Annotated in this window: 18 protein-coding genes; 12 read left to right on the top strand and 6 right to left on the bottom strand. The window is 67.1% G+C overall.

Features of this window, described 5'->3' with window-relative positions:
- The first annotated feature begins 104 nt into the window (after positions 1-104).
- The 4 genes from AMS65_RS12515 to AMS65_RS12500 all read left to right on the top strand — a co-directional run bounded on the left by AMS65_RS12515 (position 105) and on the right by AMS65_RS12500 (position 4,342).
- Entirely contained in the window at positions 105-1,727 is a 1,623-nt protein-coding gene (locus AMS65_RS12515; protein ID WP_053384508.1) for an FAD-dependent oxidoreductase, read from the top strand.
- A 64-nt stretch (positions 1,728-1,791) separates the two neighbouring features.
- Positions 1,792-2,748, top strand: a complete 957-nt coding sequence (locus tag AMS65_RS12510) for an aldo/keto reductase (protein ID WP_053384507.1) — start codon at positions 1,792-1,794, stop codon at positions 2,746-2,748.
- The gene (locus AMS65_RS12505; RefSeq protein ID WP_053384506.1) at positions 2,745-3,083 is read left to right on the top strand and encodes a putative quinol monooxygenase; all 339 of its coding nucleotides are present in this window, start codon (positions 2,745-2,747) and stop codon (positions 3,081-3,083) included. The genes AMS65_RS12510 and AMS65_RS12505 overlap by 4 nt, the downstream gene beginning before the upstream one ends.
- Positions 3,084-3,112: 29 nt before the next feature.
- On the top strand, positions 3,113-4,342 hold the full coding sequence (locus AMS65_RS12500) for an oxidoreductase (protein WP_053384505.1): 1,230 nt from the start codon (positions 3,113-3,115) through the stop codon (positions 4,340-4,342).
- On the opposite strand, the gene AMS65_RS12495 is transcribed toward AMS65_RS12500, so the two are convergent.
- From AMS65_RS12495 to AMS65_RS12475, 5 genes are all read right to left on the bottom strand, one after another.
- Complete coding sequence (locus tag AMS65_RS12495; RefSeq protein ID WP_241489436.1) at positions 4,329-4,979, bottom strand: GntR family transcriptional regulator; 651 nt, start codon at positions 4,977-4,979, stop codon at positions 4,329-4,331. The genes AMS65_RS12500 and AMS65_RS12495 overlap by 14 nt on opposite strands.
- A 36-nt stretch (positions 4,980-5,015) precedes the next feature.
- Complete coding sequence (gene tcuA / locus AMS65_RS12490) at positions 5,016-6,491, bottom strand: FAD-dependent tricarballylate dehydrogenase TcuA (RefSeq protein WP_053384504.1); 1,476 nt, start codon at positions 6,489-6,491, stop codon at positions 5,016-5,018.
- 95 nt (positions 6,492-6,586) lie between these two features.
- Positions 6,587-8,278, bottom strand: coding sequence for an FAD-dependent oxidoreductase (locus AMS65_RS12485; protein ID WP_053384503.1), 1,692 nt, complete (start codon positions 8,276-8,278; stop codon positions 6,587-6,589).
- A 358-nt stretch (positions 8,279-8,636) separates the two neighbouring features.
- Positions 8,637-9,446, bottom strand: coding sequence for a PP2C family protein-serine/threonine phosphatase (locus tag AMS65_RS12480; protein WP_083451678.1), 810 nt, complete (start codon positions 9,444-9,446; stop codon positions 8,637-8,639).
- 56 nt (positions 9,447-9,502) lie between these two features.
- A complete protein-coding gene (locus AMS65_RS12475) occupies positions 9,503-10,501 on the bottom strand; it encodes a LacI family DNA-binding transcriptional regulator (RefSeq protein ID WP_053384502.1) in 999 nt (332 codons plus the stop codon).
- A 118-nt stretch (positions 10,502-10,619) separates the two neighbouring features.
- On the opposite strand from AMS65_RS12475, the gene AMS65_RS12470 reads away from it, so the two are divergent.
- The 8 genes from AMS65_RS12470 to AMS65_RS12435 are packed head-to-tail and all read left to right on the top strand — an operon-like array spanning position 10,620 to position 18,325.
- The gene (locus AMS65_RS12470; protein ID WP_075200981.1) at positions 10,620-11,585 is read left to right on the top strand and encodes a substrate-binding domain-containing protein; all 966 of its coding nucleotides are present in this window, start codon (positions 10,620-10,622) and stop codon (positions 11,583-11,585) included.
- A 52-nt stretch (positions 11,586-11,637) separates the two neighbouring features.
- Entirely contained in the window at positions 11,638-12,372 is a 735-nt protein-coding gene (locus AMS65_RS12465; RefSeq protein WP_053384501.1) for an ATP-binding cassette domain-containing protein, read from the top strand.
- A 6-nt stretch (positions 12,373-12,378) separates the two neighbouring features.
- The gene (locus tag AMS65_RS12460; protein WP_083451677.1) at positions 12,379-13,377 is read left to right on the top strand and encodes an ABC transporter permease; all 999 of its coding nucleotides are present in this window, start codon (positions 12,379-12,381) and stop codon (positions 13,375-13,377) included.
- Positions 13,374-14,459, top strand: a complete 1,086-nt coding sequence (locus tag AMS65_RS12455) for a phosphotriesterase family protein (RefSeq protein ID WP_053384500.1) — start codon at positions 13,374-13,376, stop codon at positions 14,457-14,459. The genes AMS65_RS12460 and AMS65_RS12455 overlap by 4 nt, the downstream gene beginning before the upstream one ends.
- Before the next feature lie 18 nt (positions 14,460-14,477).
- A complete protein-coding gene (locus AMS65_RS12450) occupies positions 14,478-15,227 on the top strand; it encodes a glutamine amidotransferase (RefSeq protein WP_053384499.1) in 750 nt (249 codons plus the stop codon).
- Positions 15,227-16,174, top strand: coding sequence for a nucleoside hydrolase (locus tag AMS65_RS12445; protein WP_053384498.1), 948 nt, complete (start codon positions 15,227-15,229; stop codon positions 16,172-16,174). The genes AMS65_RS12450 and AMS65_RS12445 overlap by 1 nt, the downstream gene beginning before the upstream one ends.
- Positions 16,167-17,078, top strand: a complete 912-nt coding sequence (locus AMS65_RS12440) for a ribokinase (protein ID WP_053384497.1) — start codon at positions 16,167-16,169, stop codon at positions 17,076-17,078. Before AMS65_RS12445 ends, AMS65_RS12440 begins: the two co-directional genes overlap by 8 nt.
- Positions 17,075-18,325, top strand: a complete 1,251-nt coding sequence (locus AMS65_RS12435) for a M20 family metallo-hydrolase (RefSeq protein ID WP_053384496.1) — start codon at positions 17,075-17,077, stop codon at positions 18,323-18,325. The genes AMS65_RS12440 and AMS65_RS12435 overlap by 4 nt, the downstream gene beginning before the upstream one ends.
- On the opposite strand, the gene AMS65_RS12430 is transcribed toward AMS65_RS12435, so the two are convergent.
- Positions 18,318-19,103 (bottom strand): YaaA family protein, encoded by a 786-nt coding sequence (locus AMS65_RS12430; protein ID WP_053384495.1) that lies wholly within the window; start codon positions 19,101-19,103, stop codon positions 18,318-18,320. The genes AMS65_RS12435 and AMS65_RS12430 overlap by 8 nt on opposite strands.
- Positions 19,104-19,184 lie beyond the last annotated feature (81 nt).

The following is a 19,184-nucleotide window of genomic DNA, read 5'->3' as shown; positions in this document are numbered from 1 at the left end:
CATCACCGTAATCTGTTCCTCGAAGACTTGTCAAACAAAAAGTTTGGGCCTGGAGCACATCGCCGTTGCTCACTCGCCCGAGCGGATGAAATGGAGAACTCACGATGCACCGGAACAGTTCTGCGCTCGACGTCGACGTGCTCGTCGCGGGCTCTGGAGCCCCGGGCCTCCTCGCAGCACTCGTCACCGCGAAGAGCGGCCTCGACACGCTCGTCATCGAGTCGGCCCCGCAGATCGGCGGCACCACCGCGATCGGAGGCGGGCGTGTATGGATCCCCGCGAATTGGACCGAGCGCAACGCGGGGGACTCGAGGGAACTCGCTCTCACCTACCTCGAACAGGTGTTCGGAGACGAGTACCCGGACATGCTCGAGGCTTTCGTCGATACGGCCGCCCCGATGGGCCGGTACGTCATGACGCACACCAAGCACCGGTTCAGAGTGTGCGAGAACTATCCGGACTATCTGCCGCATCTCGCAGGGGCCGTCACCGGCGGACGTTGTTTCGATGCGGATCCGCTCCCCCTCGACAGCGTCCACCCGTTCGCGCGCAACACGCTGCGCGCGAACGGATACCTGCCGATCTCGCACGCCGAGTGGGAGCGATGGCGATACCCGGCGAACTTCGACTGGGATCTCATCGCTCAGCGGCAACGCGATGACGTCGTCACCGGCGGGCCGGCCCTCGTCGCGGCCCTCGCAGACGCCGTGCTCGAGGCTGGGGGCAGAATACTGACCGAGACCGAGCTCCGGGACCTCGTCTTCGACGACGTGGGGCGCATCGAAGGAGCGACTGCGAGCACGCCCGACGGAGAGATGCACGTGCGTACCGCGCACGTCGTGCTCGCGACCGGCGGCTACGACAGCAACCCGTTTCTGCGAGAGGCGCACCTGCCCGCGGGTCTCGGCAAGTCCGCTTCGAGTCCCGCGAACACCGGGATCGCGCTCCGACTCTCCGAACGACACGGCTTTCAGGTCGCCAATCTCGGGCAGGGCTGGTGGATGCCGATGATCCAGATCCCCGGGGAGACGCTGCTCGGCGAGAGCTATCCGCGTGCAGTCATCCGGGAACGCGGGGTTCCGCACCATGTCATCGTCAATCCCGCAGGTCGACGCTTTGTCGACGAAGCCGCTCCGTACAACGAATTCGGCAAGGCCGTGCACGAACTCACGGCGGACGGGAGCACGCCGAACAAGCAGGCCTGGATGGTGTACGACGACCGTTTCCGGGAGAAGTACGGGCTCCCCGGGATCCCGCGCGAAGCGCCGTTCCCGGAGAACGTCATCGTCGCAGACACACTCGAGGATCTGGCACGCACGACCGGCATCGACCCGCAGGGACTCACTGCGACGATCCGCACCTTCAACGGCTACTGCGAAACGGGCGTCGACGTTGACTTCGGCCGTGGCGGCAACCCCTACGACAGGTATTACGGGGATCCGCGCCTCGAAGGCAACCGCTGCCTCGGCACGGTCGAGCGAGCCCCCTTCTACGCGGTGCGCATCTACTCGGCTTCGATCGGTTCGAAGGGCGGCCCGGTCACCACTCCGAACGGGCAGGTCAAGTCCTCGAGCGGCGCACCCGTCGAAGGCCTCTACTCGGTCGGAAACGCATCGGCCTTCTGGACCCGGGACGGCTACCCGGGCCCCGGGGCGACTCACACCGCCGGCATGGTCTTCGCCTACCGGGCCGGGATCGAGATCGCCGCCGGCGCAGCTCCTCGCTGAAGCTCCCCCGCTGTTCCACAGACCTCAACCACGACGCATGCATTCAACGATGAAAGGCCTCAACATGATCGTTTCACCACGGACTCTCGGCAACTCGACGCTCGAGATCTACCCGCTCGTCCTCGGCGGGAACGTCTTCGGCTGGACCGCAGACGAGTCGACGTCGCATCAGGTGCTCGACAGCTTCGTCGCGCGCGGCGGCAACATGATCGACACCGCAGACTCCTACTCGTTCTGGCACGACGGGAATCGAGGCGGAGAATCGGAGACGATCATCGGCCGCTGGCTGCAGGAGCGGGGGAACCGCGATGACGTGCTCATCGCGACGAAGGTGAGCCAGCACCCGGAGTTCACGGGCCTCAAGCCAGCGACGATCACCGCCGGCGTCGAGCAGTCGCTCCGGCGATTGAACACCGACCGGATCGATCTCTATTACGCTCACTTCGATGACGCCGAAACGCCGCTCGAGGAGAGCATCGAGGCTTTCTCCGAGCTCGTCGACTCCGGCAAGGTGCGATACCTCGGTATCTCGAACTTCTCCGCGGCTCGCATCGCCGAATGGCTCCGCATCTGCGAGGAGGGAGGGTATCGCTCGCCGGTCGTCGTGCAGAAGGAGTACAGCCTCGTGGAACGAGGGATCGAAGCAGATGTCCTCCCCCTCCTCGCGGAGCACGGCGTCGAGCTGCTCACCTACTACTCGCTCGCACGCGGATTCCTCGCGGGCAAGTACCGCGACGGCCGTACCGACACGACGAGCCCGCGCGCCGGGATAGCCGCGACCTATCTCGACGACCGCGGCAGGAGGATCCTCTCGACCCTCGACGAGCTCGCCGCGGCCCACGGAGTCGACGTCGGCGCCGTGTCACTCGCCTGGCTGCTCGCACAGCCCGGCATCGCCGCTCCGATCGCAAGCGCGCGCAACAGAGAGCAGCTCTCGACGCTGTTCGCCGGCGCCGGGCTCTCACTGTCCTCGGATGAGGTCGCAGCGCTCACAGAGGCTTCGGAGGCGGAACCCGCGTGACCCTTCGCGTCTCGTCCGGCACCCGGCGACTCGCCGAGTCGGGAGCCTCTTTCAGAGGCTCCCTGCTCGTCGTGGTCACGTGGGAGACGGCGCAGCCGGATCTGGTATCGGAACGGTACCCGGAATTGCAGGCGGCCGTCGAAGCCGAGCCGGGCTGCCTCTCGTTCGAGGTGTACCAAGATCCTCGCGCTCCGGGCCGCTTCAAAGTGGTCGAGCGCTATGCGAACCTCGTCGCGTTCGACGATCACCGATCGAGCGCTCACTTCCAGCGGGTGATGCAAGAACGCATCGCCCCACTGCTCACCAGTCGAGACATCGTCGTGCACCAGCTCTGACGGTGTTTCCGCGAACCACAGGAATACTCATGCCCTCGCCTTTCCTCGAACCCCTCACCCTTCCAAACGGTCAGGTGATAGCGAATCGCATTGCAAAGGCGGCGATGGAGGAGAACCTCGCCGCGTCCGGTCAAGTACCGAGCGCGGCGCACCGAGAGCTCTACCGCTCATGGGCGGGCGGAGGAGCGGGACTGGTGCTCACGGGGAACGTCATGGTCGCAGCCGACCACGTGACGAGCCCGCACGGCATCGTGCTCGACGACAAGCAGGATCTCACGCCCTTCGTCACCTGGGCCCGGAGCTCCGTTTCCCGCACAACGCAGTTGTGGATGCAGATCAACCACACGGGCAGACTCGTGCGGAACGATCTCGGCGTGACCCCGCTCGCTCCGTCGAGCATCGGGGCCCGGGGCCCTGCCGGATTCTGGGCGGTACCGACTGCGATGTCGGAGGCAGACATCGAACGCGCGATCGAGCAATTCGCCACCACGGCGGCACTCGCCGCTCTCGCGGGCTTCTCGGGAGTGCAGCTCCACGGGGCGCACGGATACCTCATATCGCAATTCCTCTCGCCGCTCTCGAACCAGCGATCCGATCGTTGGGGAGGAGACCTCGCAGGTCGCAGCCGATTCCTGTTCGAGACGCTCCGGGCCGTACGCGAGGCGCTGCCCCTGCACACCGCCCTCGGCCTCAAGCTCAACACCGCCGATTTCCAGCGCGGCGGGTTCGATCAGCAGGATGCGGCCGAGATCGTCTCCGAGCTCAACACAGCGGGACTCGATCTTCTCGAGTTCTCGGGAGGCAACGCCGAATCCCCCGCGATGCACGGCACGGGCCTCCCCGAGTCGTCGCGGCAGCGGGAGGCCTATTTCCTCGAGCTCGTCGGCGACCTCGTCGGGATCGCCGAGATGCCGCTCATGCTCACCGGAGGCGTGAGCTCGCGGCGAGGAGTGGAACAGGTGCTCGGAAGCGGGATCGACATGGTCGGAATCGGGACCGCGCTGGCCGCGATCCCCGACCTCCCCCTGCGGTGGGCACACGGTGAACAGCGCTTCTCCGGACCCGAGCATCCGGTCGGCGCGAGTGCGCCGACGCGTTCGAGTCAGAAGCAGGCGTGGGTGCGGGCAGCAATGAAATCGCAATCGGCCGGAACAGGGTTCGACCACTCGAACATCGACCTTGAGGCCTGCTCGCGCGTCGACGCGAGGCGCCGCGAGCTGAGAATCGAGCAATACCGCAGTTGGCTCAGCGCTCGATGACCTGGCCGAAGAGCGAGAGACGCAGATCGCGCGCGGTGCGCATGTGCTCGGCCATCACCGCAGCGGCCTCCTCTGCATTCTGACGATCAATCGCCTGCAGAATCCGTTCGTGCTCGTCGAGTGCGTCGGACCACCGACCCCCGATCGACAGCGTCGAACTCGGTTTGTGGATCGCATGCAGCGACAGACGCTCGAGGACGTCGAGGAGTACCGCGTTGTGGGCGGCCTGCCAGATCACCTCGTGGAATTCGATGTTCGTGCTCGTACGGATGGCATCCTCGGGATGGACCAGGGCCCGGTCCCGTTCCAGCAGGCCTCTCAAGGCGACGACATCGGTGACGTGACGGTTCTTCGCCGCCTGGGCGGCAGCCTCGCTCTCGAGGAGGATCCGCAGATCGTACACCTGGATGATCTCCTCGGGTGTGACCCGGCGGGGCCGCAGCCCCTTCGACGTCCGCACGAGGAGACGTTCGAGCACCATGCGGTTGAGCACGTCGCGCACCGGCGTACGACTGACGCCGAAGCGCGACGCGAGGTCCACCTCCTTGAGGTAGCCGCCCTCCGGGATCCTCCCGGCCTGGATATCGCGCAACAGCAGGGCGTAGATCGCTTCTCCGTCCAAACGCTGCTGAATCAAGATGCCTCCCCGAAGTCGCTCCGACTCTACATGAGATCAAGCGATCTTCCCGGCGCGGCGGCCGAAGACGTAGCCGGCGACAAGCCCGGATCCACCGGGGTAGTTGCCGCTGAACAGCCCTCCGAGCGCCTCGCCCACCGCGAACAGACCAGGGATGACCTCGCCGGATTCGCTGAGCACACGGCCATCGAGATCTCCTTTGAGACCTCCGAAGGTGAACGTGATGCCGCAGGTCACACCGAAGGCGTAGAAGGGGCTCTCGACGAGCGGGCGCGCCCAGTTGCTCTTCGGCGGGTTCGTGTCGGCCGCTCTGCCGTCCTTCACCGTCGGGTCCCAGCCCCCCGTCGTGTCGATCGACTCGTTGTAGGCGCGGATGGTCTCCACGAACGCCTCGGCAGGCACTCCCATCTTCTCCGCGAGTTCTTCGAGAGTGCCCGCGACATCGACCGAGATTCCGGGCATGTCATACTCCTCGGTGCGCAACATGGGACGCAGCGCGGCGTCGAACACCTGCCATGCGACCGAACCCGGCTGCTGCAGGATGACCTTGCCGTATTTGGCATAGGTGTAATTGCGGAAGTCCTCTCCTTCGTCGAGGAAGCGCTCGCCGTTTCGGTTCACGATGACGCCGAGAGGATAGCTCTGACGCGTCAGCCGGTTCGTGAGTTCACGGTTACTCTCGTTCTCGGGCATGAACGCGTCCCACTGCACGCTGTGGCAGGAGTTCCAGTCACCACCGCGTGCTGCGCCGAGCGCGAGCGCCGCTCGGAGCAGCTCGCCGGTGTTGTAGGGAGTTCCACGCACCTTCGCGTTCTGCCATCCTTCGCCGAGATACTCTTCACGCATCTCGGGGTTCGCCTCGAAGCCTCCCGCCGCCAGGATGACCGATTCCGCCCGGAGCTCCCACTGCTCCCCGGATGCGTTCCGAGCCGTCACGCCGCGCACGGTTCCGTTCTCGGCCACGAATCCTGTGACCTCGATCCCCCAGCGCTGTTCGACTCCGTTCGCTTCGGCGATGCGCTCGTAGTCGGCGATCATGCCCTCACCGCCGCCGACGTTTCCTACATGGAGTCCGCCCCAGAACAAGTACCCACCGTCCGGCCGCTCATACGCCTGGCGCTCATACATGAGGCGATACCTGCACCCGAGACCGTTGAGCCAGCGCATCGTGGTCTGCGACTCGGCGACGAGCACCTCGCTCATGGCCTTGTCATTGCGTCCGCTCGTGACCTTGTCCAGATCGCCCAGATAGTCCTCGGCCGTATAGGGCGGAACCTCGGTTCTCTCGTGACGCTCGTCCTGCTCGATGAAGTCCTGCAGATCGGTCAGGCCATTGTGCACGATGCGCGAGGCCCCCGCGGTGTAGAAGCTGTTACCCCCCTGCATACCCCGCTCTCCGCGCTCGAGCAGCACGGTCCTGCGTCCACGAGTCGCCGCGGCGAGCGCCGCCGCGTAACCGGCGTTCCCGCCCCCGACCACGATCACGTCGAAGTCCAGTGCTCCCTCGGTCATAATTATCCTCCGATGCTTCAGTGTATTCTTATGTATACACAATTATACGCAGATGTCCATTGATTGACCACGGGAGATCCCGGATCACACGGAACTCATTCACCCGTCGCCGTGGCTGCAGCCCACTCCCCCGCAAGCGCACCCATGACGACCGCAGGCCCGAGCATCGCGCCGTATCCCGGGTACGCGCCCCCGAACGGACTCACCGCCGCAGTGCCCGCGGCGTAGAGTCCCTCGACAGGCTCTCCGGACTCCCCCAGCACACGCGCATGACGATCCACGTCGAGACCGACGAACGAGCCGAGATCGCCAATGGTGATCGGACTCGCGTAGTACGGCGCCCTGCCGATCGGCCCAAGGCTCGGGTTCGGCCGATGCCCCTTGTCTCCCCGAAACCTGTTGTAAAAGGTCTCCCCTCGCCCGAAACGCGTGTCGATGCCCTGCTCAGCATCGGCGTTGTACTCCGCAACCGCGCGCCTCAGCACCTCGGCATCGACACCGCATTTGCGCGCGATCTCGTCCAGAGTGCGACCCTTCACCAGATATCCGTTCCGGTAGTAGGCGAGTCGAGGAATCGGCAGCGGCTTGGCATATCCGATCCCGTAGGTGTTCATCGTTCTCGCGTCTGCGATGAGGTAGGCCCTCGCGGCGGATCGCCCCTCGCCGTCCGCGATGAGTGCCTGCCCGAAATCATGATACGAATCCGCTTCGTTCGTGAACCTGCTCCCGTCCGCGTTCACTGCGATGAGCCCCGGCAGTCCGATGCTCCGCAAGTGCGGGAAGACCTCTCTCCCTTCGACGCCGAACGCGGTCACGGGCGCCCACGCCGCCGGCTGTTCGACATCTTCTGCGAACCTCGACGCGAACGGAGCGCTCAGCCGCACAGCCTCCCCGTCGTGCTCCGCAGTCGTCACGGAGCAGTGCGCGAGGCCGCGTCCGACGTGGGTGAAGTACTTGGCGGCGAGGTCGCCATTGTGCGAGATTCCACCGCAGGCGAGAATCACCCCGCCCCTCGACGAGAGGCGCAGCGACTGCCCCGCCCTCACCGCGACGACTCCGTCGACCCTGGCACCGGTCGCCGTGAGTTCCTCTACTCGCGCCCCCAATACGAACTCGGCCCCCGCGTCCAGCGCGATCCTGTAGAGCTGTGCCACGAGCGAGTTCCCGTTCGTGAGCCTCGTGGGGCGGCCGAAACATATAGTTTGCAGCGCGGCCGCCGCGATCTTCACCGCGACGCGGGCGAAGGAGCCGAGAGACCGATTGGCCTGCACGAAATCGTTCAGCTCATCACCGAGCTGAGGCACGACGCCGAACACCCGCATCGATCTCAGCGGCCTGCGCACATCGCGCCGTCTCCTGCCGAGCCCGTGCGCGCTCCAAGCGTCAGCGCTGATCGCACGCCCTCCACTGACGGCGCCGGGCGCATGCTCCGAGTAGTCGGGTGCGGTCTCGGCGTGCACGGCGCGCAATCCGCTCCGCTCGAGCACTTCGAAGACTGGGGGGACACCGTCGAGGTACGCGGCGACCAGGTCCGAGCGATAGCGATCGCCCGCGATGCTTCGGATATAGGTTTCCGCCGCCTCCCGGGAGTCCGCCTGCGCGGCTTCCGCCCGAGATGCGCCGGGAAGCCACATCCACCCCCCGGAGAGAGCGCTGGTGCCGCCGATGCTCGCAGACCGTTCGAGCACCAGCACGCTGGCACCGGATTGCGCCGCGAAGATCGCAGCCGAGAGGCCGGCCGCTCCAGCGCCTACCACGATGACGTCGTAGGACCCGGTCCCACTCATGGAACGTGACGACGACATCGGCGACCCACCTTCACTGGTCTTGTGCAAAGCGCAATGTCTTGCGCATTACGCTACAGCCTAGTTCTGCGCGAAATCTCTTGTCAACCCCAGCGCCCCGCCCCACCTGGCCTGCATCCCCGAAGACACTCGGTTCCACAACTCGCGGACATGCTCCGGCGCCCCCTCCCGCGGAGGGGCCTCGACGCGAGCAGAGCCCGCCGGCCCGCCGGTTGAGTGAGCGAAGGGAGTCGAAACCCGAGGTTCCGCAGTATCGACTCCTCGCAGGTTCATCACGGGCCGACGGGAGGAAGCGCGCGACTCAACCGGCGAGAAACATCCGCTCGACCGGCGAAGCAGGTCACATGGTGATCTCTTCGGTGCGGTCCTCGCCGACGGCGTGCACGTCGATCACGATCACCGTGACGTTGTCGCGGCCGGCGTTCTCGAGCGCCTGCTGCACGAGCGTGCGCGCGGCCTCCTCGGCGGTCGGCTGGGTCGCCAGGAAGTGCTGGATCCCGATGTCCGTGAGCTCCTTCGTCAGCCCGTCGGAGCAGATCAGCAGGCGCTGGCCCGGGATCAGGGCGAGCGCGGTGTAGTCCGGGATCGGCGCCTCGTTGAACCCGACCGCTCGGGTGATCACGTTGGCGTGCGGGTGGACCTCCGCCTCCTCTTCCGTGATGGCCCCCGTGTCGATGAGGTGCTGCACGACGGAGTGATCGACGGTGATCTGGCTCAGCGCACCCTTGAAGTACTGGTAGACCCGGGAATCCCCGATGTTGAAGACCTTCCAGGTCGGCGCGTCCTCGGCGCTGATGCAGACCCCGGTCACCGTGGTCCCCGCACCGAGTTCGGTCTCTCCGGCGTCGAGCTCGATGTCGTCGACGGCGTCGCTGAGCACCTCATCGATGTCGGACTCGCCGACGCTCGTGCTGCCGCCGAGCTCCGCGAGTCTGCGCACCACCGCGGCCGAGGCGATCTCTCCGGCCGAGTGCCCGCCCATGCCGTCGGCCACCGCGAATATGGGCGGCAGAGCGACGTAACTGTCCTGGTTCGTATCGCGCCGACGGCCGACATCGGTCATCCCGAACCAGGAGAGCTCGATCTCGATATCGCTGTCTTTGCGGTAGCGCAGTCGCCGGTGAGACGCGTTCTCACCTCGGGTCGTCACTGCTTACTCTCCATGGACATCTTGAACATCCTATCGCGCCTCGCAACGGCCACGATTCACGGGACCGGACTGGAGTCTCCCGGGACGAACTCCGGGACCACGAGTTCTCGTCGCGAGCTGTCGGGCTGCGACCCATCGGAGATCAGCTCGAGGACCGCACGGCTCATCTCCTCGACCGGCTGACGCAAGGTGGTCAAGGCCGGCAACGCATAGCCGGCGACGCCGACGCCGTCGAAGCCGATCACTCGGAAATCGCGTGGAACGCCGATCCCGTTCGCCTGCAATTCGCTCTGCACACCGAGCGCGATCACGTCGGCCGACGCGACGATCGTCCCCGACCGGATCCCGCGCTCGAGCAGTTCGCGCGCCGCGCTGTGCCCCCATTCCACCCCGAAGGTTCCGTTCATGAAGATCGCCTCAGGCATGAGCGCTTCGAACGCCTCCCGACGCTCACGGGCCGACGACGAGATGATCTCGGCCCCGATGAAGATCGTCGGCTGCCCGGCCGGCGTGACCTCTCTCACGTGACTGGCGATCATCTCGATCCCCCGGACGTTGTCGCATCCGACATAGGGAACGTCCAGATCCTGCACCTGCCGATCGAACTGCACGGTCGGCACGCGCTCGACCGCCAGCCGCAGCGCATCGGCACTGGCGCGCTCATCGCTCGGGATCACGATCAGCGCGTGGATCTGCTGCCCCAGAAAGGACTCCACTGCCCGCCGCTCGACCGCCACGTCGTCTCCGGCGCTGCTGACGAGCAGGTCGAACCCCGCTCCTCGCAGCACGCTCCCGAGCTCCTCGGCGAGCGCGGCGAAGAACGGGTTCTCGAGGTTCGGCATGATGAGCCCGACGACGTTGAGCCGCTGCGTGCGGAGCGCCCGCCCAAGCAGATTCACGTGGTAGCCGAGCTCAGAGGCGCTCGCGAGCACACGCTCACGGATCTCGGCCGACATCGATCGGCTTCCCGTCAGCGCTCGGGACACGGTTGCGGACGATACGCCCGCGTGATCGGCCACGTCGCGCATCGTCACGTTCCGTCCGCGTGTCGCCACCGCGCACCTCCGTTACCGAATCGATATCTCCGAGCCCATTCTCTTCGCTCGGTTCCCAGGGTATCGTCGAACATCACTTGGCAATCGATTGCCAAGCACATACCAACGGAGGTATTCCATGCGCACTCGGTTCCCACGACGCACAGCGCTGATCGCTGTTGCAGCCACCGCGGCCCTCGCGGTCCTGCCCGGATGTACCACGGGCAACGAGTCCCCCGCCGCGGACGGCGGCTCCCAGACCAGCGATTCCTGCACCATCGGGATGACCCAGATCAACCAGACCGCCATATTCTTCACGGAGATGAATGCGGGCGCCCAGGAAGCGGCCGACGAGCTCGGCTGCGAGCTCACCATCGCCAACGCCAACAACGATTCTGCGCGACAGAGCTCCGACATCGAGAACTTCGTCACCCAGGGCGTCGACGCTCTGATCGTCGTCGCGATCGACGTCAACGGCGTGAAGCCCGCCGTCGAGGCGGCCCAGGCCCAGGGCATCCCCGTCATCGCCATCGACGCGGAGGTCGAGGGCGTGGACACCTTCGTCGGCGTCGACAACGAGGCCGGCGGCGTGGAAGCCGGAGAATGGATGATCGACGCGGGCCTCGTGGAGGGCAGCCAGTACGGCGTCGTCGACGCGAAGAACTCGTTCATCCAGAATCAGCGCGAAGACGGCTTCCGCGCCACCATCGACGCTGCCGGAGCGATCCACACGCAGAGCGTCAACGGCGACAACGTCCAGGAGAAGGCGGCGACCGCCGCGCAGGATCTCGTGACGGCGCAGCCGAACCTCAAGTTCATCTACACCACCGGCGAGCCCGCGACCGTCGGCGCCGTCGCCGCGCTCTCGGGCGGGAGCTCCGCGACCAAGATCATCGGCTGGGATCTCACCGCCGAGGTGATCAAGGGCATCGACAGCGGGCTCGTCGAGGCCGTGATCCAGCAGGATCCTCGCCAGGAGGGCGTCGAAGCCGTCGGAGAGGTGAAGGCGATTCTCGGGGGCGCGTCCCCGAAGGGTTTCATCGACGTCCCCATCACCATCGTGACCTCGGACAACGTCGACGACTACCGCGAGATCTTCAACTAGTCCCCCGTTGCGGGGCGGCTCTTCCGCCCCGCAACCCGTCGAAAGGCACGCGATGAACGCAGTACCCCGCGTCGAGATGGTCGATATCCGCAAACGGTTCGGCGCTGTCAAGGTGCTCAGAGGAGTGAACCTCTCCGTCGCTCCGGGCGAGGTCATCGGGCTCGTCGGCGACAACGGCGCCGGCAAGTCCACCCTCATGAAGATGCTCGCCGGCGCAGTGACCCCGGACTCAGGCAACATCCTCGTCGACGGCGAGCAGATGAGCAGCTCGGATCCGAAGGCCGCCCGGCGCGCAGGGATCGAGATGGTCTATCAGGATCTCGCCCTGTGCAACGACATCGATGTCGCCGGGAATCTCTTCCTGGGCCGTGAGCACTACCACCCGCTCACCCGGCGGCTCGACCTCGCTCGGATGCATCGAGAGGCCGCCGAGGATCTGCAGAAGCTCCACATCCGCATCTCCGACACCACGCAGGAGGTCGGCACGCTCTCAGGCGGACAGCGCCAGGCGATCGCGATCGCTCGCGCGGTCACCTTCGACCCCAAGGTGCTCGTCCTCGACGAGCCCACCGCGGCTCTCGCCGCCCGAGAAGTCGAGATGGTGCTCCAGCTCATCAGGGATGTCTCGGCCCGGGGTGTGAGCGTCATCCTCATCACTCACCGGCTCCAGGATCTCTTCGAGGTCTGCGATCGGCTCGTCGTGCTCTACGAGGGTGTGCTGCACCGCGAGTTGAAGCCCGAGGACACCGACCTGTCCGAACTCGTGACCGCGATGATGGGAAAGTAGACCGCCGTGAACACTGCAAGCCACACCGAGGCCATCGTGACCAGACCCGCCCGCTCGAACGGCTTCGTCAGCCGGCACTTCGGCGTCCTCTCGATCTCACTGGTCTTCGCCCTGCTCTTCGTATTCTTCTCGATCCAGACCGATGCGTTCTTCTCCGTGGAGAACCTGGTGAACGTCTCCCGGCAGATCGCCCCGACGGTGATCGTGGCGATGGCCATGACCTTCGTCATCACCACGGGGCAGATCGATCTGTCCGTAGGCTCCATCGTCGGCCTCTCGGCCGCGACTCTGGGGCTGTGGGCCATGACGGGCAACGCGGTCGTCGCCCTCCTGATCACCCTCGGCCTCGGCCTCGTCGTCGGACTCGTCAACGGCGCCCTGGTCGCCTTCGGGCGCATGCAATCCTTCATCGTGACACTCGCCGCGCTGACCGCGCTCCGCGGTGTCGCGCTCTTCATCACGGAGGGCTACAGCACCCCGATCGAGTCCTCGTTCCTCATCCCCATCGGCCAGGGCAAGCTCCTCGGCCTCTACACGCCCACCTGGATAGCCATCGCCTGCGTGGCCCTCGCCTGGTACGTCTTCAACCACACCCGTTTCGGCCGCTACGTCGTGGCGACGGGCTCGAACGCGGAGTCGCTGCGGCGGTCGGGCGTCGACATCCGGCGCATCCAGCTCGCGGTGCTCGGCCTCACGGGATTCGCCGCCGCGCTCGCGGGCGTCATCACGGCCTCCCGCCTGGCGAGCGGTTCGCCGAACTCGGGCACCATGTTCGAGCTCGAGGTCATCACCGCCGTCGTGCTCGGCGGCACCTCGCTCATGGGCGGCCGCGGATCGATCATGGGATCGGCGATCGGCGCGCTGACGCTCGGGATACTCAGCAACGGCCTGGTCCTCCTCAAGGTCGACGTCTACTGGATCCCGATCGTGCAGGGCCTCATCCTCGTGATCGCGATCCTCGTCAACACACGGCTCTTCGGCCGGTTCTCCCGGGCCTCGTCGTGAGCACGGTCATCACCGTCACGGGCCCCAAGGACTCCTCGGAACTCGGGATCACCCTGACCCACGAGCACCTCGTCAACGATGCGAGCTCCTGGGCCGCTCCGACGGCGGTGCCCGGGGTCGATCCCGAGGAGTTCATGCACCGGCCGGTGTCCGCCGACATCCTGTGGGAGCTGAGGAACGATCCCTTCGGCAATCTCGACAACTGCCGGCTCGACGATCCGGAGCTCGCGCTGCAGGAGATCCGGCGCTACGCCGCTCTCGGCGGACGCACCATCATCGACACGACCAGCATGAACAGCGGCCGCGATCTCGGAGCGCTTCGCGAGCTGAGCGAGCGCAGCGGGATCACGGTCGTCGCCGGTACGGGCTACTATCTCGACCCGAGCCTGCCCCGGGACTTCTCAGCGCTGCATGCCGAGGACGTCGCGGAGCAGATCGTCACCGACCTGCTCCACGGCGAGGACGGGGTCAGACCGGGGATCATCGGAGAGATCGGCGTGAGCGCCGACTTCACCGAACTGGAGCGCACGAGCCTGATCGGCGCCTGCCTCGCCCAGCGGGAGAGCGGCCTCCCGATCGAAGTGCATCTTCCGGCCTGGTTCCGCCGCGGTCACGAGGTGCTCGACATCGCTGAGGCCCAGGGGGTGGATCCTCGCGCGATCGTGCTGTGCCACATGGGGCCGTCCGGAGCGGACCGGCTCTACCAGCGGGAGCTGCTGCGCCGCGGCGCATGGGTCCAGTACGACATGATCGGCATGGAGGTCTTCTATGCGGACCAGGGAGTGCAGTGCCCGTCCGACGATGAGAACGCGCGCAACCTGCTCTCGCTCGTCGAGGCCGGTTTCGGCGAACGGCTGCTGATCTCCCAGGACATCTTCCTGAAGTCCCTGCTCCGCGCGCACGGAGGCCCCGGCTACGGGCACATCCTCCAGTACTTCGTGCCGCGGCTCCGTCGTCACGGAGCGGACGACGCCACGATCGACCGGCTGCTGGTCGACAACCCGCGATCGCTGTTCGACGAATGCGCGCGCACCTCCCCCGGCGGGGCGGCGAACGGGACCGCCGCCGCCTCAGATCAATAACCACACGAAGGAGACACCATGCCACGCGTACTTCTCGCCGGCGAGAGCTGGACGATTCACGAGATCCATCAGAAGGGCTTCGACACCTTCACGAGCACCTCGTTCGACACCGGAGCCGACGCATTCATCGCGGCTGCGGCCGAGCAGGGCATCGAGGTCGAGCAGATGTACGGGCACGACGTGCCCGCGCGCTTCCCCCGCACGGTCGAGGCGCTCTCGGAATACGACGTCGTCATCATCTCCGACATCGGAGCGAACTCGTTCCTGCTGACACCCGAGACCTGGAAGCAGGGCTTGCCCAGCGAGAACTCGCTGCGCGCCCTCGTCGACTGGACGAAGGCCGGCGGCGGGCTCATGATGGCGGGCGGCTACCTGAGCTTCCAGGGGATCAATGCGGCCGCCAACTTCGCGCGCACGCCACTCGCGGAGGTGCTGCCGGTCGACATGCTGCTCTGCGATGACCGGGTCGAGGCGCCCGAGGGCGCGGAGGTCTCCGTCGCCGACGCCGCTCACCCCCTCGCCGGCCTACTCGACGGCGCCCCGCAGCTGCTCGGGTACAACGAGGTGAAACCCTCCGCCGGCGCCAGCGTCGTCGCCTCCGTGGGCCCGCACCCGCTCCTCGCCACGCTGGAGGTCGGCCAGGGGCGCACCCTCGCCTGGACGTCGGACATCGGCCCGCACTGGTGCCCCCAGCCGTTCCTCGATTGGGACGGGTTCGCTCCGCTCGTCGCCGGCATGATCCGCTGGCTCGCGAACGAGGGCAGCTGATGGTGCGCCCCGTCATCATCGACTGCGACCCGGGACACGATGACGCCGTCGCGCTCCTCCTGGCCGTCGCCTCCCCCGAGATCGATCTGCGGGCCGTGACGACCTGCTTCGGGAACTGCTCGCTCGAGGACGCGACGCGGAACGCCATCCAGATCCTCGACCTCGCCGGCGCCCCCGAAGTACCGGTGGCCGCGGGCGCCGCGGGTCCGCTCCGCGGAGACACCGAGCTCGGGAACTACGTGCACGGCTCCACGGGGCTCGACGGCCCCGGGCTCCCACCGCCGAGCCGGACCGCGGATCCGGCGGGCGCCGTGCAGCTCATGGCCCGGGTGCTGGAAGCGTCGGAGGAGCGCGTCACTCTGGTGGTCACCGGCCCGATGACGAATGCCGCTCAGCTGCTCCTCGATCGACCGGATCTGACCCCGCGCATCGCCGAGATCATCTTCATGGGCGGATCGACCGAGCGGGGCAACCACACGCCCTCGGCCGAGTTCAACACCTTCGCCGACCCCGAGGCGCTCGATCAGGTGCTGCAATCCGGCCTCCCGATCCGAATGGTCGGGCTGAATCTCACGCACCAGGCCCTCGCAACGCACGATGTCGTCGAGGCGATGCGATCATCCGAGACGAGGGTCGGCCGGATCTGCGCCGCCTGGATGGGTTTCTTCGGCGACTCCTACCACCGGGTGTGGGAGTTCGACGCGCCGCCGGTGCACGATCCCTGCACCGTTGCCGCCCTGATCGCGCCAGCGCTCATCGAGTGGCGAGAAGCCTTCCTCGCCGTCGAACTGGACGGCCGCTGGACGCGCGGCGAGACGGTCGCCGACCTGCACCACCGCTACACCGATCGACAGCCGAACGCGAGCATCGCCATGCAACTCGACGCGCCCGCATTCTGGAGGCTCGTCCTCACCGAGCTCGACCGGCTGGGGGCCCGCCATGGCTGACCCTGCCTCCGTCGTGGTGGTCGGCTCCGTGAACCTCGACACCAAACTCGAGGTGCAGCACATCCCCGTCGCCGGAGAGACCATCCTCAGCCGGCGCCGATCCGTGTCTCCTGGCGGCAAGGGGGCGAATCAGGCCGCCGCAGCCGCAGCCGCAGCCGCGCGGGTGAAGTTCATCGGCGCGATCGGCGACGACGAGCACGGCAGGATCGCGGTTCGGAACCTGAGCTCCTGGGGCGTCGATCTCTCCTCGCTGCAGGTGCTCGCGCGCGTCCCCAGCGGTGAAGCGCATCTGATCGTGGCCGAGAGCAACGCTGAGAACCTCATCGTCGTGAGCCCCGGAGCGAACGAGCATCTCTCTCCAGCACACGTCGCACGAGCTCTCGAGACGGACCGCAGCACCGTCCTCCTCACCCAGCTGGAGACCCCGCTCACCGTGCTCGAGGTCTGCGCAGAGCACCGCGGCTCGCAGTGGCGGATCCTCAATCCCGCACCGGTCGCTCCGGCGTCGGAGCTGCGTTCGCTCCTGCGCGGCTTCAACCTGCTCGTGCCCAACAGGATGGAGCTGGCGCACCTCGCCGGCAGCGCCGAACCGCGGTCCCTGGAAGAGGTGCGTGCCTGTACACGCCGCATCGACTTCGACGGCGCCATCGTCGTGACTCTCGGTTCGGCAGGTGCGGCGCTCTTCCTGCAGCGCGATTCCTCCCCGGTGGTCATCGCTCCGCCTCCGGTTCGCCCCGTGGACACGACGGGGGCCGGGGATGTCTTCTGCGGACACCTCGCCCGAGAGCTCGCGGAGCACGGGGACCTGGAGCGGGCGGTCCGTGCCGCCGTGCACGCCTCGGCGCTCAGCACCGAGCTCCCGTACGCGCAGCTCCTCGCCCGACCACTGGGAGTATCCGCGTGACCGGTGCAGCGCCGGAGATGGCGCGCATCGAATCCGAGTGGACGCACCTGAGTGCGCTCGTCGACTCCTCGCTCCCCGGATGGTCGAGGACCGGCTTCAGCGAGCAGGATCGCGCGGCGCGCGACTGGCTGCTCCTGCGCATGCGCGAGGCCGGCCTGGACGCGCACCAGGACGCGGTCGGCAATGTGATCGGCTATCTGGAGGGCAGCTCCCCGTCGGCACCCGACATCGTCATCGGCAGCCACTCCGACACCGTGCCGGGCGGCGGCCGCTTCGACGGCATCGTCGGCGTGCTCGGCGCCATCGAGGTCGCGCGCATGCTGCGCCGGGACGGGCGGCGCCTGCGCCGCGGCCTCCGCGTGGTCGACTTCTCGAACGAGGAGGGGAACCCGCAGGGTGTGAAGCTCGTCGGATCCCGGGCGGTCAGCGGCAGCCTGGATCGCGCGGCGCTCGAGAGCACCGACCTGCAAGGCAACACGCTCGGGTCGCTGATGGAGCGCGCCGGTCACCGGCCGGATGACGCGCATCTCTCGCGATGGCGCGCCGATGACATCGCCGCCTATGTCGAGCTCCACATCGAGCAGGGGCCGATCCTCGAACGGCTCGGCGCAGAGATCGGCATCGTCTCGCAGATCTGCGGTATCAGCACGTTCGCACTCGAGGTGACCGGGCGCCGCGACCACGCCGGCACCATGCCGATGAACCTGCGCCGCGACGCACTCTGCTGCGCCGCAGACGCGGTTCTCGCGGTGCAGCGATTCGGCTCGAGCGGAGAGGATACCGTCGGCACGGTCGGCGAGATCACTACTCCCAGCCCGCTCACCAACACCATCTCGGAGGCCGCCTCCGTCACCGGCGAATTCCGGAGTCCCGATCTCGCAGGGCTCCTCGCGATGCAGCGGTCATTCGAGCAGGAGGTGGAACGGCTCGACAGACGGCACCGCACCGTCAGCCGCATCGCGTGGGGGCACCTCGACGAACCGACGCCCATGCACGCCGGGCTCTCGGAGATCGCCCTCGCGGCTTCGATGGAGTGCGGTCGCGAGACGCTGCGACTCTACTCGGGCGCCACGCACGACGGCGTCGCCATCGCGAACCTCGCGCCCACGGCGATGATCTTCATCCCTTCTCGAGACGGGCGCAGCCACTGTCCGGAGGAGTGGAGCAGCTTCAGCGATATCGCAGCCGGCATCGAGGTGCTGTACGCAACCGTCCTACGGATCGACGCCGACGCGGAGATCAGCTGACGGGAGCGGGCGCCCCCAGCTCGGTCACCAGCGTGACGGTGCGATCCGCCTCGGAGACCGTCATCTCGAGTCCCTCCGCCGCCGCCCAGACGAGCAGTTCCCCGACGCCGTCGATCTCCGCCGCGCCGGTCGCGGATCCGGATCGGGCGAGCCGCCGCACAAGATCGCCCTTGGCCGCCTTGTTGAAGTGATTCAGCGCCCGCACCTCGCCGTTCGCACCGCGCTGCACCACGTTGAGGAAGTATCCATTCGGCAGCGGAGCGAGCGCGCCGTAGTCCTTCGAGCGCAGATCGAGCAGCAGGGTGTCCTGGGCCCAGTTGACCCGCGCGTGAGCCTCGCCCCACACCCGCTTGAGAGGCGCTTCGAGCTCCGGCAGGCGCGATCCCGCCGAGAGCCGGTAGGCCGGGATCTCGTCCCCCGCCCACAGCAGCCCGAACAGCGCCGACTGCACCAGCACGTGCTCGTCGAGCCAGGCCCGGGCCGCGGCGCTCAGCGAACCCACGTCGAGCGCATCGTAGAGCACACCCGTGTAGCGTTCGATCGCCGGCATCACGCCGCTCGTCCCGAGGCGGAGATTGTGCTCGAGCTCCCCGCGGTTCTTCACCCCGAGCTTCAGGCTCTTCGCCGCCGCCTCGTCGTCGCGGCTCAACTCGACGAGCGCGGCGCGCACTCGCTCCCGCGCGGCGCCCAGAGCATCCGGCGCGTGCAGCGCACCGGGATCCAGGACGCCCGCTCCCCCGACCCGTTTGGTCTCGGAAGGCGGGAGCAGAACGAGCATGGGGTTCCTCCGGGTGGGGCGGGTGGGGCGAGGTGGGGCGGGTGGGGCCCTTGATTTCGACAGGCTCAATCGGCGGGCGAC

It is taken from the genome of Leucobacter celer subsp. astrifaciens (assembly GCF_001273835.1).
GTDB classification, from domain to species: Bacteria; Actinomycetota; Actinomycetes; order Actinomycetales; family Microbacteriaceae; genus Leucobacter; species Leucobacter celer.
This window is presented reverse-complemented; position numbering and strand designations above follow the sequence as displayed.